At 61.4% G+C, this 14,668-nt stretch carries 12 protein-coding genes, 1 pseudogene and 1 CRISPR repeat array; of the genes and pseudogenes, 4 read left to right on the top strand and 9 right to left on the bottom strand.

What is annotated here, in order from left to right; genetic code table 11:
• The first annotated feature begins 2 nt into the window (after nucleotides 1-2).
• Both ilvN and ilvC read left to right on the top strand, forming a co-directional pair.
• A complete protein-coding gene (gene ilvN / locus N911_RS0104515) occupies nucleotides 3-494 on the top strand; it encodes an acetolactate synthase small subunit (RefSeq protein WP_029894787.1) in 492 nt (163 codons plus the stop codon).
• Between the two features lie 103 nt (nucleotides 495-597).
• A complete protein-coding gene (gene ilvC / locus N911_RS0104520) occupies nucleotides 598-1,587 on the top strand; it encodes a ketol-acid reductoisomerase (protein ID WP_029894789.1) in 990 nt (329 codons plus the stop codon).
• A 144-nt stretch (nucleotides 1,588-1,731) separates the two neighbouring features.
• On the opposite strand, the gene N911_RS0104525 is transcribed toward ilvC, so the two are convergent.
• Nucleotides 1,732-2,820 (bottom strand): two-component system sensor histidine kinase NtrB, encoded by a 1,089-nt coding sequence (locus tag N911_RS0104525; protein ID WP_029894792.1) that lies wholly within the window; start codon nucleotides 2,818-2,820, stop codon nucleotides 1,732-1,734.
• A gap of 218 nt (nucleotides 2,821-3,038) precedes the next feature.
• Nucleotides 3,039-4,709 carry a B12-binding domain-containing radical SAM protein gene (locus N911_RS0104530; RefSeq protein WP_029894794.1) on the bottom strand — a complete coding sequence of 557 codons (1,671 nt, stop codon included), beginning with the start codon at nucleotides 4,707-4,709 and terminating at the stop codon, nucleotides 3,039-3,041.
• Nucleotides 4,710-5,047: 338 nt separating this feature from the next.
• On the opposite strand from N911_RS0104530, the gene N911_RS0104535 reads away from it, so the two are divergent.
• Together N911_RS0104535 and N911_RS0104540 are read left to right on the top strand one after the other, a co-directional pair.
• Nucleotides 5,048-6,343: an IS5 family transposase gene (locus N911_RS0104535; RefSeq protein ID WP_237559856.1), complete on the top strand. Its 1,296-nt coding sequence runs from the start codon at nucleotides 5,048-5,050 to the stop codon at nucleotides 6,341-6,343.
• Nucleotides 6,344-6,413: 70 nt separating this feature from the next.
• A complete protein-coding gene (locus N911_RS0104540; protein ID WP_029894798.1) occupies nucleotides 6,414-6,698 on the top strand; it encodes a hypothetical protein in 285 nt (94 codons plus the stop codon).
• A gap of 130 nt (nucleotides 6,699-6,828) precedes the next feature.
• On the opposite strand, the gene N911_RS0104545 is transcribed toward N911_RS0104540, so the two are convergent.
• The 7 genes and pseudogenes from N911_RS0104545 to casB form a co-directional block, all read right to left on the bottom strand.
• Entirely contained in the window at nucleotides 6,829-7,662 is an 834-nt protein-coding gene (locus N911_RS0104545) for a PEP-CTERM sorting domain-containing protein (protein ID WP_138774335.1), read from the bottom strand.
• Nucleotides 7,663-7,818: 156 nt separating this feature from the next.
• A pseudogene (locus tag N911_RS17890) lies at nucleotides 7,819-8,665 on the bottom strand (IS5 family transposase).
• A gap of 98 nt (nucleotides 8,666-8,763) precedes the next feature.
• Nucleotides 8,764-10,134: a CRISPR direct-repeat array (repeat unit 28 nt; unit sequence GGTTCATCCCCGCGTGTGCGGGGAACAC).
• Between the two features lie 179 nt (nucleotides 10,135-10,313).
• Nucleotides 10,314-10,616 carry a type I-E CRISPR-associated endoribonuclease Cas2e gene (gene cas2e, locus N911_RS0104555; RefSeq protein ID WP_029894804.1) on the bottom strand — a complete coding sequence of 101 codons (303 nt, stop codon included), beginning with the start codon at nucleotides 10,614-10,616 and terminating at the stop codon, nucleotides 10,314-10,316.
• Nucleotides 10,597-11,508, bottom strand: a complete 912-nt coding sequence (cas1e, locus tag N911_RS0104560; protein WP_029894807.1) for a type I-E CRISPR-associated endonuclease Cas1e — start codon at nucleotides 11,506-11,508, stop codon at nucleotides 10,597-10,599. The genes cas2e and cas1e overlap by 20 nt, the downstream gene beginning before the upstream one ends.
• Nucleotides 11,508-12,974: a type I-E CRISPR-associated protein Cas5/CasD gene (gene cas5e, locus N911_RS17355; RefSeq protein WP_051693916.1), complete on the bottom strand. Its 1,467-nt coding sequence runs from the start codon at nucleotides 12,972-12,974 to the stop codon at nucleotides 11,508-11,510. Before cas5e ends, cas1e begins: the two co-directional genes overlap by 1 nt.
• A 2-nt stretch (nucleotides 12,975-12,976) precedes the next feature.
• Nucleotides 12,977-14,089 (bottom strand): type I-E CRISPR-associated protein Cas7/Cse4/CasC, encoded by a 1,113-nt coding sequence (gene cas7e / locus N911_RS0104575; protein ID WP_029894809.1) that lies wholly within the window; start codon nucleotides 14,087-14,089, stop codon nucleotides 12,977-12,979.
• Between the two features lie 11 nt (nucleotides 14,090-14,100).
• Entirely contained in the window at nucleotides 14,101-14,667 is a 567-nt protein-coding gene (casB, locus tag N911_RS17360) for a type I-E CRISPR-associated protein Cse2/CasB (RefSeq protein WP_029894812.1), read from the bottom strand.
• Between the last annotated feature and the right edge of the window lies 1 nt (nucleotide 14,668).

The following is a 14,668-nucleotide window of genomic DNA, read 5'->3' on the forward strand; positions in this document are numbered from 1 at the left end:
GGATGGAAGCCAGACGACACGTCCTGTCCGTCACCGTGGAGAACGAACCCGGAGTTCTCTCCCGCGTGGCCGGACTTTTCAGCGGCCGCGGATTCAACATCGAATCCCTCAATGTGGGGCCCACCCTGGAGAAGGGGGTCTCGCAAATGACCATCACCACCACGGGCGACGATTTCATCATCGAGCAGATCGTCAAACAGCTGCGCAAGTTGGTCATGACCATCAAGGTCAAGGACCTTACCGAGGTCAAGTCCGTGGAACGCGAGATGGTCCTCATCAAGGTCAACGCCGAAGACTCCCGGCGCGCGGAGATTCTCCGCATCGTGGACATCTTCCGCTGCAAGGTGGTGGACGTCAGCCAGGAGGAGCTGACCATCGAGGTCACAGGCGATCAGGGGAAGATCAAGGCCATCATCAACATGCTGCAACGTTTCGGCATCAAGGACATCGCCCGCACGGGAACCGTGGCCATGAAACGAAGCATGCAGGACTGATCCGCACCCCGCACGGCGAAACGTTCGGGGCCGGTTCCCGGTGTCGGAACCGGCCCCGCTTTCCTATTTCACCCCCCCCGAACAACGTAAGAGGAGCGATAATATGAAGGTTTTTTACGAGCAGGACGCTGACCTCACCCTGTTGGAAGGCAAGACCGTGGCCATCATCGGCTACGGCTCCCAGGGGCACGCCCACGCCCAGAACCTCCGCGACTCGGGTGTGAACGTGGTTGTGGGCCAGCGGCCCGGCGGCCCCAACTACGATCTGGCCGTTGAACACGGCTTTTCGCCGGTCAGCGCCGCGGAAGCCGCGCAGAAGGCGGACCTGATCATGATTCTCCTGCCGGACCAAGTTCAGCGGACCGTCTTTGAAAACGATATCAAGCCCAATCTCAAGGCTGGCGACGCCCTGGCTTTCGGTCACGGCTTCAACATTCATTTCAATCAGGTCGTCCCGCCCGCGGACGTGGACGTGATGATGATCGCGCCCAAGGGACCGGGGCATCTGGTGCGCCGCACTTTCGCCGAGGGCGGCGCCGTCCCCGCTCTGGTGGCCATTGAGCAGGACGCCTCCGGCAAGGCCATGGACGTGGCCCTGGCCTACGCCAAGGGTATCGGAGCCACCCGCTCCGGCGTCATCCAGACCACCTTCCGGGAAGAAACAGAGACAGACCTTTTCGGCGAGCAGGCCGTGCTTTGCGGCGGCGCGGCCGAGCTCATCAAGGCCGGGTTCGAAACCCTGGTGGAGGCTGGCTACCAGCCGGAGATCGCCTATTTCGAGTGCCTGCACGAGCTCAAACTCATTGTTGACCTGCTTTACGAGGGCGGACTGTCCCATATGCGCTGGTCCATCTCCGACACCGCCGAGTACGGGGACTACACCCGCGGTCCCCGGGTCGTTACCGACGAGACCAGGGCTGAGATGCGCAAGATTCTCAAGGAGATCCAGCAGGGCGAGTTCGCCCGCGAGTTTATCCTGGAGAACCAGGCCGGGCAGCCCCACTTCAAGGCGATGCGCCGCCTCAACGCCGAACATCCGGTGGAGCAGGTGGGCGGCAAACTGCGCGAGATGATGTCCTGGCTGAAAAAGTAGCCGGACGAGAATCAACGTTCACAGCAAGCCGGGTGGTTCTTCCGCCCGGCTTTTTTTGTCTAAACTTGCCAGGTTGTTGCTGTATAGGTAGGCGAAAAAGCAAGCGATTTGGTGGTGGTGATGCGGTGGAGGGCGGCCCGGTAGTCAAGCTTGAAAATCCAGGGGAAGATAGATGGAGACGGCTGTTCCCGTACCGGGCTCGGAGTCGATGTGCAGATCGCCCTTGTGTTCCTTGACGATGCGCTCCACGTTGCACAGCCCCATGCCAACGCCAACCGCCTTGGTGGTGAAGAAGGGATCGCGGACGTAGGGAAGGTTGTCCGGGGCTATGCCTGCTCCCTGGTCTTGAACGGTAATCCGGTAGTTGGCCCCGTCGCTGTGGCCGGTGATGGTGATGGCGTGGTCCCCGTCCGCATCAACGGCGTTGTCGAACAGTTCCACCAGTGCCTTGGCCAGCAGCTCGGGGTCAACCATCATGCTGCTCTGCTCCAGGCTGCACCGCCAGGTGAACGGCGAGTCCCCGGTCTTCGAATGGTGGCTGAACTCGTTCGCCGTGTTTTCCACAAGCTCGCGGATGGATGTCCGGCGTCGCTCTTTGAGAGAGAGCGAAGTGTAGTCGCTGACAGCGCTGACGATGTCCTCAAGCCGCATGGAAGCTTCCAGAATGGACTTGATGTGCTCTTTTTTGCAGCCGCCGTTGGACAATCCCTTGAGCAGGAGGTTGGCGAAGCCGCCGATGGTCATCATGGGGTTGCGGATCTGGTGGGCAATGGCCTGGGAGATGTTGTGCAGGCTCTCGTATCGCTCCCGCTGGAGCTTGTTGTTTTCCGTGAGGATGGATGTTTCCCGCTCGTGCATGCGGTAGATGGAGGTGACGTCGGTGATGAGGATCATGATGCCGAAGAGCTTGCCGGCCTCAACCAGTGGAGATGTGGTCAGGCTGAGGTAGAGGTCCTGGCCGTCCTTGCGGGTGAAGGGGGTGAAGAAGGGCAGGTTGCAGCGATCGGCGGCCGAGGCTTCCTGCATGAAAACGTCGAACTCGTTTTTGTAGGCCACGCCGTCCAGCAAATCTGCCCAGCTCTTCCCGGTGCAATCCCCGACGCTGCAGCCGAGGATGTGGGAAGCGGCCGTGTTGGCCACGTATACCTCGCCCAAGGCGTTGATGATGAGGACGCCGTTGGTGAACCCTTCGACAAGGTTTTGAAAGTAGGAGGAGTTGATGAGCGGCAGCATGGCCTGGCTCCAAAGCGCAAAAATGGGAAAATGCCTAGCGCGGGATATAGAGCACAAACTCCGCCATGGCAATATGTGTAAAATGTTCGAAATTTGAGCGGGTGACGGAATCGCCTGTGGAAAATCCTGGGATTGCTTTCGTATTTCCCCGACAATTGGGGAAAACTAGTGCGGAACGTCTCGGGCATCAATCACCTTTTCTGACGAAAATGGGTTTTTCAGTTTTTCAGAGCGGCCCGGCACTGGGCGATGGCCGAGGCCGCTTCGGGGAGGTGGCTCCAAGGACGAAGGGACTCCATAGCTTCTTGAAAGCGCCCTTGGTTCATGCGGGCCACCGCCAGGCACAGGGCAAGGTCCGGGTTTCCAGGGAAACGCTCCCTCCCCCTGGCCAGTATGGCGACGGCCTCGTCCAGTTTTCCGTTCCGAAAGAGCAATGTGCCGAGTCCGTGGAAGGCATGCGGCTCGTCGTGGACATCGAGGGCCTTGCGGTAGAGTGCTTCGGCCGTTTCCTGGGAGTGCGGGATGTCCGGCCGCCGGCTGTAGTCCCCCTGGTCGAACGTTGCCGCCAACCTGGATGCGAAATCCGCCCAGTGCGGAGCGAGGTTTGGAACATTGGCCGGTTGAAGCGAACGGGCAAATTCAGACAATTTGGAGAAGTAGGCCGATTTGAGGCGTTGGCCCTGCTTTCTTACCTCTTCCTCGCGCAACTCAGGATCCAGGTCCAACCAAAGCAAATCCTCGATTCGGTCCAGCCAAGCGTCATCCAGGTCGGGGTAGCGCTCCTTGGCCTCTTGATAAAGTCCGGACCCCGGAAACACCGTCAGGACATGGAACAGGGCTGCCAGCGGCTTGGCCTCGTCCAGCAGGTCGATACTTTGTTTAATCGTCTCTGCCTTCTCGCCAGGGTTGCCGTAAATGAGATAGGCCCGGGGCAGGATGCCGTGTTCGCGAGTTAAGGTGATCGCCCTGACGATGTCTTGGTTGGTGGTTCCCTTGTTGAGGCGTTCCCGAACCTCGGGGGACCCGGATTCCAGGCCGAAGCTGAGTTGGATGCAGCCTGCTTTGCGCATGGCCGTGAGCATTTCGGAGTCAACTCTGTCCACGCGGGAGATGGCAGCCCAGGTCGCCTCCGGAAGTTCCGCCAGGAGTCGGTCGCACACTTCCATAACCAAGTTACGGCGCAGGGTGAACGTGTCGTCCGAAATGTAGAAGAAGCGGACGCCACGTTCCCATAAGCGTTTGAGTTGCCGCACGAAGTAGGCTGGCGAATGGAAACGAACCTTGCGCCCCCAGAAGGCGGGAGACGCGCAGAAGCGGCAGTTGCCGGGACAGCCGCGTGACAAGGCTACGTGCTGAAATGTGAAATGCTCGGCCGGGTCGGGGAGGCTGTCCAGGTCCTGTATTAAGGGAGCTTCAGGAATGCTGACGATTTCTCCCTGGCGCCGGAAGGTGAGGCCGGGTACGTTCATGGGATCGCCTCCGTCCTGAAGAATATCAAGTAGAGCGGGAAACGAAGTCTCGGCCTCCCCCCGCACCACCCAGTCCACCTGGGAAAAGTGGCGCAGAAGCAAGTCCGGCAAGAAAGTGGCTCCCACGCCGCCGAAGACGACATGCGGGGCATGGGGCAGGGATTTGGCCAAAGCCGCCGCATCCAGGCCGCCCCAGCGATTGTTGTGGAAAACGGAAACACCAAGGATATCTGGTTGAAATGCCTGCATTTCTCGGCACATGGCCTCCTCGTCAGCGGTGTGCCAATCCGCCACCCGAACTTCGTGTCCCGCCTCCATGCACACCGCGGCCAAGTACAGCAGGCCCATGGGCAGGGCCGCTACGTTCTCTTCGAAGTCGCGTTGGTGCAGAAAAGGAGGGTAGGCCAGCATGATGCGCATGCCATCACTCCGCTAGGCTCTTAGGATTTGTTGAAGCCTGGATTAGCATCCGACGGAAACAAGCCGTCCGCCCCGTCCGTCATTAGCAAGGACATGATTCGATTCCACGCCGCCACCCTCGGCGTGCTCAGACTAACTCCATCGGGAGCGGTTGTATACGTGGATTCGCCAAGTGCGGGTGGACAGAAAGACAGGATGTCTTAGGTAGTCGGCCCTGAAAAACATCTATGACACTGAAAAGAATTAACAAAGTGTAGCATTCAATGTATCATTCTCGACCAGGAACTGTAGTGATTCTGCAAGAAACCGGTCGCGCCGTCACCGGTTCGGGAGTGATGATGAAGGCCAAGCCAGCCAAAAGCGATCAGGGCAATTTCCTCTACGAGGACCTCATCGATCAGCTCAATCCCAAGGACCCGCTGCTCAAGCTTGCAGCGAACATCCCCTGGGAAAGGTTCGAGCAGGAGTTTTCTAGCCTCTATAGTGAGTATGGTCGTCCAGCAAAGCCCATCAGACTCATGGTCGGGCTCATGATCCTCAAGCAGCTTGAAAATCTGAGCGACGAGCGTGTCATTGAGGCTTGGGTCCGGAACCCCTACTATCAGGCCTTCTGCGGTGAGACGCATTTCCGGTGGAGGCTTCCTTGTGACCCCACGGACTTGGTTTATTTCCGCAAACGCATCGGCGAGGGTGGGGCGCGTTTGATCTTCGAGGTCTCGGTGGGTCTGCACGGCGACGACGCCATGGAGCGGGAGATCGCCGTGGACACCACGGTCCAGGAGAAGAACATCACCTTCCCCACTGACGTGAAGCTTCTGACCAAGGTCATCAAGCGATGCAGGGCCATCGCCGAGTTCGAAGGAATCAGCTTGCGCCGCAGTTTCCGCCGTGAATTGCCAGGCCTCCTGCGCCAGCGATTCAAGAGTCGCAAGATCATCAAACGCATTCGGACCATGGCTGGCGTCCTGATCCGCGAACTTGAGCGCAAACTGCCCAGGGATTCGTTGGCCAGGCACAGGGAAGCTATGCAGCTCTTCCGCCGGGTCCATGACCAGAAACGTACCGACAAGAACAAGATCTACAGCCTGCACGAACCGGACGTGCTTTGCATCGGCAAGGGCAAAGAGCACAAAAAGTACGAGTTCGGACGCAAGGCCTCCATCGCCTGGACCAAGACCACCGGTGTGATCGTAGGAGCCATGTCCTTCAAGGAGAACGTTTTCGACGGTCACACCCTGCCGGATGTTCTGGAGCAAGTTTCGCAAATCACGGAATCCTGCCCCGAGGCGGCCATCTGTGACCGGGGTTACAGGGGGCGCAAAAAAGTCGGTGACACGAGCATTCTGATTCCGGGCCGGCCGAAGAAAAGCGACACGCCCTACCAGAGACGAAAGGCCAGGCAACGTTTTCGCAGACGCGCTGGCATCGAGCCGGTGATCGGACATCTCAAACACGACTTCCGCATGGCCAAAAACTTCCTGAAAGGGGCCCTCGGTGATGCGATCAACCTGCTGATGGCCGCAGCCGCGTTCAACTTCAAGAAGTGGATGCGGGGACTGAAGCACTTTTTGTCTCTTTTCGCCCCTTGGCTCTGCTTCGGAACCTGGAGTCGGGGCAGACTAAAGTACGCCTGATTCAATCTGAAAGGCCTTTTTCAGGACCGACTAGGTATGCAGTGCAAGGAAACACGACGAGGAGAAAAGCATGGAACAGGAACTACTGAGCCGCCTCAAGGGTGCCCAGGAAATCGACCTGACCGACGTGGTTCTTGACCAAAACGCGGTTGATTCCTGGATGAAGATGTTGCAGCGGCACGGCTGCGAACCCAGCGACTGCGTGGATAAAGCCAAAGCCAAGTACGACCCGAATACCAAGGAATTGTACCTGACTGTGCCGAGCCCTGACCAGGAAGAACAGAAGAACCATCTGGTTTTTGTCCTTCAGGAGGAACTGTGGGACGTGGACCTGTCGGACAAGGTTTTTCACTAGCCAGTTGTGAATACTGAACATGTCCACTGGGTGGCCAGTACCCAATGGACATTATGCGAAAGGGCTTCAGCATCGGCTGAAGCCCTTTTGTTATGAACAGGCGGCGGGTATCCCGCGCCGCTCGTCCTAATCATCCCCGGCGGCGCAGGCGGTCACGAGCCAAGAGTCCGAGTCCGCCAAGCCCCAGGAGCAGGAGGGTGGAGGGTTCCGGGACGGCACTGGGATTGGTGTCTCCTGTGACCCAGCCGCTGCCTTCCGCGTCGGGGCCTATGCCCTGGATGTGCGCGGATGCGAGCAGGGAACCGTCGATTGGCTTGATGCCAAAGAAGTTGAAGTCTTCTTCCACGAGGCCGGGAGCGGTGATGAGGTACGAGGAAATGAGGCCGGTTTCAAAGCGGTTGGAACTGGGACCATTGCTTGTATCGTACGTGAAAAGCAGGTCGTAACGGTAGCCACCGCCCGCGATGAAGCTGTCCTGGCCTGTCGAGATGCTGTTGGCTTGCAGGTCGGAGCCCGCTTGCCAGGCGAAATTGAGATTGTTGACGTTCTTGGCCGGATTGAAGCCGAAATACCACTTTGTGACGAATTCCTCGTCCACGAGATTGTCCGAGGCGAGGGTCAGAAGCACAGAACCTACGGACTGGGTGGCGAACTCCGCTGTAAGCCAGGGTGTCGACCCCTGCGGTTCCTCGCCGCCGGAATATTCGTGATCGAAGCCGATGGTGAAAGCCCGGGCATCAGCCTGGAAGGCCACGAGAAAAAGCGCGCAGAGTGCCGAAACCAAGAGTGGATTGAATCTGTTCATACTGTTCTCCAGGATGCGGAAAACCGCAGGGACGTTTGCTACATGAAAGCAATATTCATGCTGTCGCCATATAGGAGAAGCGCAGCCGTCCATGTCATCCAATTCATATCGATTATTTGCCTGGGTAGAACCTTGCGCCGAGTCGTAGAGGCTATGCATTGTAAAAAGAATCGACAAGCGAAGTCGACAATTTTGGCATCAGGCATTCCGGAAGCGGATTCAGCCGACGGTGACTCAATGTGGATTGCGCAAAAAAAGCCCCTGACGAATCAGGGGCAGGGTGGACTTCTGACTTGCAATCTATGTTCTTAGAATTTATCCGTAAATAATTCCTGTCTTTCTCAGAGCGATGATGGCGGCCGCCAGATGGGTTAATGCCAAATGAGTTGAATGCAGCTTTTCAAACCTGACCAGAAGCTTCCTGAAGCGATTAAGCCAAGACAGGCTCACTTCTACAACCCACCTTCGTGGCTTGAATTCAGGGTTGCGTTCCTTCTCTGCGATCTCTTCACCACGCGGTCGAACATGGGGGAGATACCCTGCGTTCTCAATTACTTGCCGTGCGTTGTTGCCGGTGTAGCCTGCATCGGCACAGAGGTTATCTGCCACCTCTGGCTCGAAAGGCCTGCCCGCGACTTTGCCTTTCAACACATTCTCCAACTGGGATACATCATGTCGATTTGCGCCTGTTACGACGATCGACAACGGGACGCCACGCTCGTCCACAAGAATGTGGCGTTTGGAACCTTTTTTTTCCCCGGTCTGTCGGATTCCTGCCACCCGCCTCACAGGCCAAAGGTGCTTTAAGCGCACCCCCGTCAACGGCTTGCCATTCCCAAGCAATCCCCATCATTTCATCATATTCAGCGAGACCTGCTTGCCAAAGCGACAGAAAAAAGCCTTGCTTTTCCCACTTTCTGAAATAGGCATGGATAGAGCTTGGGCTCCCAAACACTTCTTTGGGTAAGGCCTTCCATTGAATCCCAGTGCGCAAAACATATACGATGGCCTAAAAAACTCTCCGAGGCGGGAGAGGCTTTCTACCGCCCCCTGGTTTTCGCTTGTATTTCCTCGTGGTATCACGTTGAGGTACAGGAATGTGCGGCTCGACAATAGCCCAGAATTCATCAGAAACTTCCCAAGATTGAACTCGCTTTCCCATGCGTCCTCCTCTTTTGAGGAGAATGCTCGAACTGTTCAGTTTAGTCTAGTTATTTACGGATAAGTTTGATCCCCAGCGCCCTGTATGCATCCAGAACCGGTTCATCCCCGCGTGTGCGGGGAACACGGCAAGGGGCATACGGTCAACCTGGGGGTCAACGGTTCATCCCCGCGTGTGCGGGGAACACCGCCGGATTCCTGCAGCCCCTGGATCATCTCCTGGTTCATCCCCGCGTGTGCGGGGAACACTCGCCGGACGCTGCCAAGCCATCGCCGATCACCGGTTCATCCCCGCGTGTGCGGGGAACACGATAGGGAATACTTTGATTCCATCTTCGGAGACGGTTCATCCCCGCGTGTGCGGGGAACACCGCCCCGGCAGCCAGCCGCCCCGCAATCACGACGGTTCATCCCCGCGTGTGCGGGGAACACACCACCTCGGCCACCCGCAGCTCCAGCGACTGCGGTTCATCCCCGCGTGTGCGGGGAACACACAAGGAGGACGAGGATGCCTAATTCCCTCGTTGGTTCATCCCCGCGTGTGCGGGGAACACGCGATGTCGGCCACCAGGAGGTCCAGCACGCGCGGTTCATCCCCGCGTGTGCGGGGAACACACCTGGGGGGGAGGAACACGTTGTGCCAAACCCGGTTCATCCCCGCGTGTGCGGGGAACACGCTGGCCCTGCGCTACGTCCAGCGACACCTCGGGGTTCATCCCCGCGTGTGCGGGGAACACGTACCCAAACCGCCCAAGCAAGATCTGACATACGGTTCATCCCCGCGTGTGCGGGGAACACCATGGATGCGGAGAGGCACATCCTCTACCAGAACGGTTCATCCCCGCGTGTGCGGGGAACACTCGCGCAGGGCGTCCTGGTTCCACTTGACCACCGGTTCATCCCCGCGTGTGCGGGGAACACCACTACTGGGACTGCGAGGTGTACGGTTTAGGCGGTTCATCCCCGCGTGTGCGGGGAACACTGCTTGCCGACCACATGGCAGGCAAGAAACCCCGGTTCATCCCCGCGTGTGCGGGGAACACGACCCGATGTCCCTGGATCCTTCGCAACGTACCGGTTCATCCCCGCGTGTGCGGGGAACACGGTTCTTTGGCACCTCGGGAGAAATATCGGCATGGTTCATCCCCGCGTGTGCGGGGAACACTCGCGCGAGATGTGCGCGCAGGTCAGGGTCGTCGGTTCATCCCCGCGTGTGCGGGGAACACCTGGGACGGCACCGGCACCTCGCTGGAGGCGGTGGTTCATCCCCGCGTGTGCGGGGAACACGACGCCCTGGGGGGTGGGCGGTAGATGGCCGCCGGTTCATCCCCGCGTGTGCGGGGAACACCACCACTGCCACTGATACACATCAATGTTGAGCGGTTCATCCCCGCGTGTGCGGGGAACACCCCGTGAGCGCAGTAAACTGCCGAAAACGTACCGGTTCATCCCCGCGTGTGCGGGGAACACTCTTCGAAAAGAGTAGAGGGACGACAGTAGCTTAGATTGACGGGACAAATCCACCGATTTTTTACACCATGATTTCAGTGTGTTGCTGAAGTAAGGTATTACCAATAATTTCAGTATCCTGCAATCGGTGGCTCCTGGCGGGCTTTATGCCCGCAGCGCCTATGCGGTTGTCACAGAGCCTACAGTTCGCCTTCGCCAAGTTCGCCCTGAGGGAGAAAGGATACCAGCCTGACGCCGTCCATGTCGCGCGGCAGGCGGCGGTTTGCCCCGCAGGTGGCGAACTCGAAGCCTTGGTCGTTGGGCGCGGGGGCGCAGAGCACGGCGTTGCCCTCGCCAATGCCCTCCTCCACCTGTTTCCAGATCATCTCTCGCGTTTTGACCGAATACCTGCCCACGTACACCCCGGCGCGCACCTCCAGCAGCCAGACCGCCAAGCGGCCCCGCAGCCTGGGCGGCGCGTTCTCAACCACGATGACCAGCATCGCCGAGCCCCTCAGGGTCCTGGTAGGCGGGTTTGACCGCGTCCTCGTATTCCGGCGGAGGCTTCTTGCCGCCAGCCGCCAGAATATCCTCAATGGCTGGAATGATGCGCTTGAGGAGCTTTTTCTTGCGGAAGGAGTCGCGGCAGGCGCGGCGGGTCTGTCCTTCCGGATCGTGCGGTTTGCGGGCGGCGATTCGGAAGGCCTCCGGCACCACGGTCTCGAACTTGAAGAGGTCCGCTATGTCGAAAACGAAGGAGCGCGGCTTGCCGGTGTGCAGAAAACCGATGGCCGGGGCGTACCCCGCGGCCAGCACGGCCGCTTCGCTCAATCCGTACAGGCAGGAGGTGGCCGAGGACAGGCAGCGGTTGACCACGTCCCCGCTGTTCCAGGCGGTGGGGTCGTAGTTGCGCCGGGTCCACTTGACCCCGAACTGCTTGGCCAGGTTTTCATACAGGGCGCGTACGCGCGCGCCTTCCAGCCCACGCAATTGCTCTACGCTGCGCCGGGCGGGCGGGGGCTCGCCGAAGCGCATGGCGAACATGGCCCGCACCACCTTGAGCCGCGCCTCCGGATCCAGGGCCAGGGAGGCCTGGTAGAGCAGCTTGTCCGACCGCGCCCCGCCGGGCTGTCCGGCGGAGTACAGCCGCACCCCGGCCTCCCCGGTCCAGACCAGGAGGGTGCCCGCCCGGGCGGCCAGCACGGCCGCGGCGTGGGAGACGCGGCTGCCCGGTTCCAGCATGAGGCAGGCCACCCCGCCCACGGGGATGTGGGTGCGCACGCCCTCCTTGTCGATGAGGACGAAGGCCCCGTCTTTCACATCCAGCCGCCCCTTTTCCAGAAAGAGCAGGGAAAAGCGCTCTTTCAGCGGCAGGGGCGAGAGCTTGGGCAGCATCAGGCCCTCCGCACCAGCAGGAGGCCGCAGCCGAATCCCTTGGACTTGCCCACCCCGCTGAACAGGGCGGCGCGAAGGGCCTCGGCGTCCGCCACCCGGGCCAGGCCGGAGAAGTCCAGGCTGGCGAAGCGGATGGGCTTTTTGCCGCCGGAGGGGGCGCGCTGGTGCAGTTGGTAGCCGTCCGCCCGCAGGCTGGATTCGTCCAACTCAAGCCCCAGGGCGGGGGCGCGGTCGCGCAGCCAGGCGCAGCCCGCGTTGTGGGCCAGTACGGCCTGGGGCGGCAGGTCCTCGGGGGCGGTGCCCTGTTCCTTGAGTTGATGCTTGGCGTGCATGACCACGTCCACACGCTTCTTTTTGCCGCCTGGCTGGGTAACCACCCGGGTGGGGTTGGCCCGCAGGGAGAAGTGCAGACGGTCCCCCTCGGTCAGATCGGGATCGTAGTCCTTGGTCTCCACCCGCCAGCCGGGGGCTTGGCGAGGCGGCCGGGCGGAGACGATGAGGAACTCGGCCGCGCCGCCGTCCGGATGGCGGCGGCGGTGCCCGGAAGTCCGCTCGTCCTGGCGGCGGTAGAGGAAGTCGCGGTCGCGGTTCGGGTGGTCGGCGAAGAGCCGCCAGACCGCCCGGTGGTTCTCGTAGAAACCGGCGCGGGCCAGGCGGCAGGCCTCGGCCGCGTCGGTAATCCAGGCTCGGCTGAGGTACATCATGTTCCCTCCGGTGCTTGGCCCGGCGTGTGGGGGGCGGCGCGGGCACGGAGCCGCGCCGTTCCAGCCTGGGGGCGAACTGCCGCGCCCGGCGCGAAAGGATGGCGTCGCGGCGCTCCACGAGGTGATCGCCGTCCGCCTCGCCTGGCATCCCAGCCTCCACGTACAGGTCGCATTGCTGCTGGAGGGGCAGGGTCCGCGCCAAGCGGCTGTGCAGTCCCCGTTGCCGCAGGGCTTCCTCGGCTGTTTCCGCGTCAACCACTTGGGCCAGGAAGGGCAGGGCCGGGGGCAGGAGCGGCGGCCCAGGTACGGGGTGAAGCGCGGCGCGTTGAGGGCGTCACGGATGGCCTCGGCCGAATCCTTCGGCTGGTCCGCCCGGGGCAGCAGGCAAACGGTGAAGGCCGCGTCCTGAAGGTATTCCCGCTGGGAGAGCACCTTGGTTTCCGGCTGTTCGCCGTCGGCCAGCTTCTGGCCCAGTTCGTCGCGGCGGGTGTGGAAGGTCCGTTTGCCCTTGGCGGGCGGGTACTGCACGGTGTGGTAGTCCAGCAGGGCTGTGCCGGGCGAGTCCACGCGCACGGCCAGGGCCCAGTCCCGCTCCAGGGAGGCGTGGTCGTCCTCGGCGCTTCGCTTATACCCCAGAGCCCCGGCCACAAGGCCCAGGATGGCGCTCTTGGAGGGATGCCCCCAGGAGCGCCGCACCCCGGCCACGGCCAAAGAGCCCCAGGAGCACAAGGGGCCGTAGATGGTGAAGAGCACACAGCGCATGGCTACTCCGCCAGGAAGTCGAAGACTTCGGCCATGGAGCCCTCGCCCTTGGCCGCGTAGCACTCCGTGGTGTCCAGCTTGGGGCCGTAGGCCTCGTCCATGCTCCGCTTGGTGGCGCGCAGCGAGTTCACGGCCGTGTCCAGCATTCCTTCGCCGTTGTCCTTGATCGGATCAAGGAAGGCCAGGGACAGGCTGCGGGGCTGCTCCGCACCGCGTTCCGCCAGCACGTAGGCGGCGTTGGCGCGGGAGGCGAAGCTGTTCTGCTTGCCGGTGGGGGCCACGGTGCAGGCGGCCCGGGCCAGGGCGCGCAGGGACTCGCGGGCCAGGTCCTCGTCGCCGTCCAGATTGTCCACCAGCAGGTCGCGGTTGACGCAGACGTAGAGGTAGTACAGCCCGGAGCCGAATTCCTGAATGCCCATGTGGCCCGCGCCCGCGTCCTCCTCGCGACGGTTGAGGTCGTCCACCGCAGTGAAGAAGTCGTCCTCCACCGCAGCTTGGTCCACGGAAAAGGCGTGGGCCACCTGCACGGCGGCGTCCGTGTTGTATACGGGCTGGGCGGCGATCATGCGACCGAACATGGCGATGTCGCAGGCGGCGTGCTTGCGGCGCAGCAGGTTCAGCTTGTCGTCGATCTTTTCACCTGCCTTCCAGGCGTCCAGTAACTTTTGCACGGCCTGGATCTCGGCGTCGCTGATGTGGACCATCTGCTCGGTCTCGAGCTGGGCGTACTGGTTGTTCTTGTCCTTGCCTTTGGCCTTGCCGAAGTGGTCGGCGATCTTGTTGGCCAGTTCGAAGGCCTTTTTCTCCTGGCCCTTGGGTTCGGCCAACCGGTCCAGGCCAAGGGTGGAGTCCAGGGCCTCGCGGAAAGGCATGTCTTTGGTCATGGCCTGGTAGGCGCGCAGGCCGATCTCCTTGGTGCGCATCCCCAGGTTCTCCCCGCCCAGGGCCTGCTGGAAGACATCGCTGACGCGCCAGGCGCGCTTGAGCGACTGGGAGGAGACGCGCAGCCGCATCCTGCCGCCCACGATGGCGGTCTTGGGACGACCCAGGTCGTCGCGGTTGAGGTTGGCGGGGGGATAGGCGGTCAGCAGGTGGAGTTGCAGAAAGGTGCTCACGGCGTGTCTCCTTATCGTTTGGACGTGGCGTGTTCGGATTCCTTGGAGGGGAGGACGTTGTAATACTCCATGGCCCACCAGCGGCGGGTGGTGTCGGTCCAGTTCTGGCAGGCGCGGGACAGGCTTGCCAAGTTGGCCCGGCCGTCCGTGAGGCGCAGCATGCGGACCATGGCCACGAAGAAATCGTCCGGATCTTCGATGGTGAGCAGCTTGCGGAACCGCTGGGGCGAGACGGCCACGGCAGCGCCGGAGGCGCGTGGCTGGGCCATGATGCCGCCCATGGGGCGCTCGGCCAGGGTCTGCACGTGGGCGGCCAGCCCGGCCAGCCGGGCCAGGCCCTCGATTTCGTCATCGCGCGGCACGATGCCGCAGTCCTTGAGGGCGGAGAGGAAGCCGTGGGCGAAGGCTTCGCTGAGGCAGACGTCCATGGTCCGTTTCGCCCGGCGCAGTTCGGCGCGGTGCTTGCGGTTGGGGGCGCGATCGCCTTCTTCCCCGTCCGTGGTGCGGCCGGCGAGGCCGGACCACCAGGAGGCGAGGCATTTCTGGAAGTCGTCGCGCGCGTACAGGGGCTCGCTCATG

Source organism: Desulfohalovibrio reitneri (assembly GCF_000711295.1).
In the GTDB taxonomy this organism is placed as follows: domain Bacteria; phylum Desulfobacterota; class Desulfovibrionia; order Desulfovibrionales; family Desulfovibrionaceae; genus Desulfohalovibrio; species Desulfohalovibrio reitneri.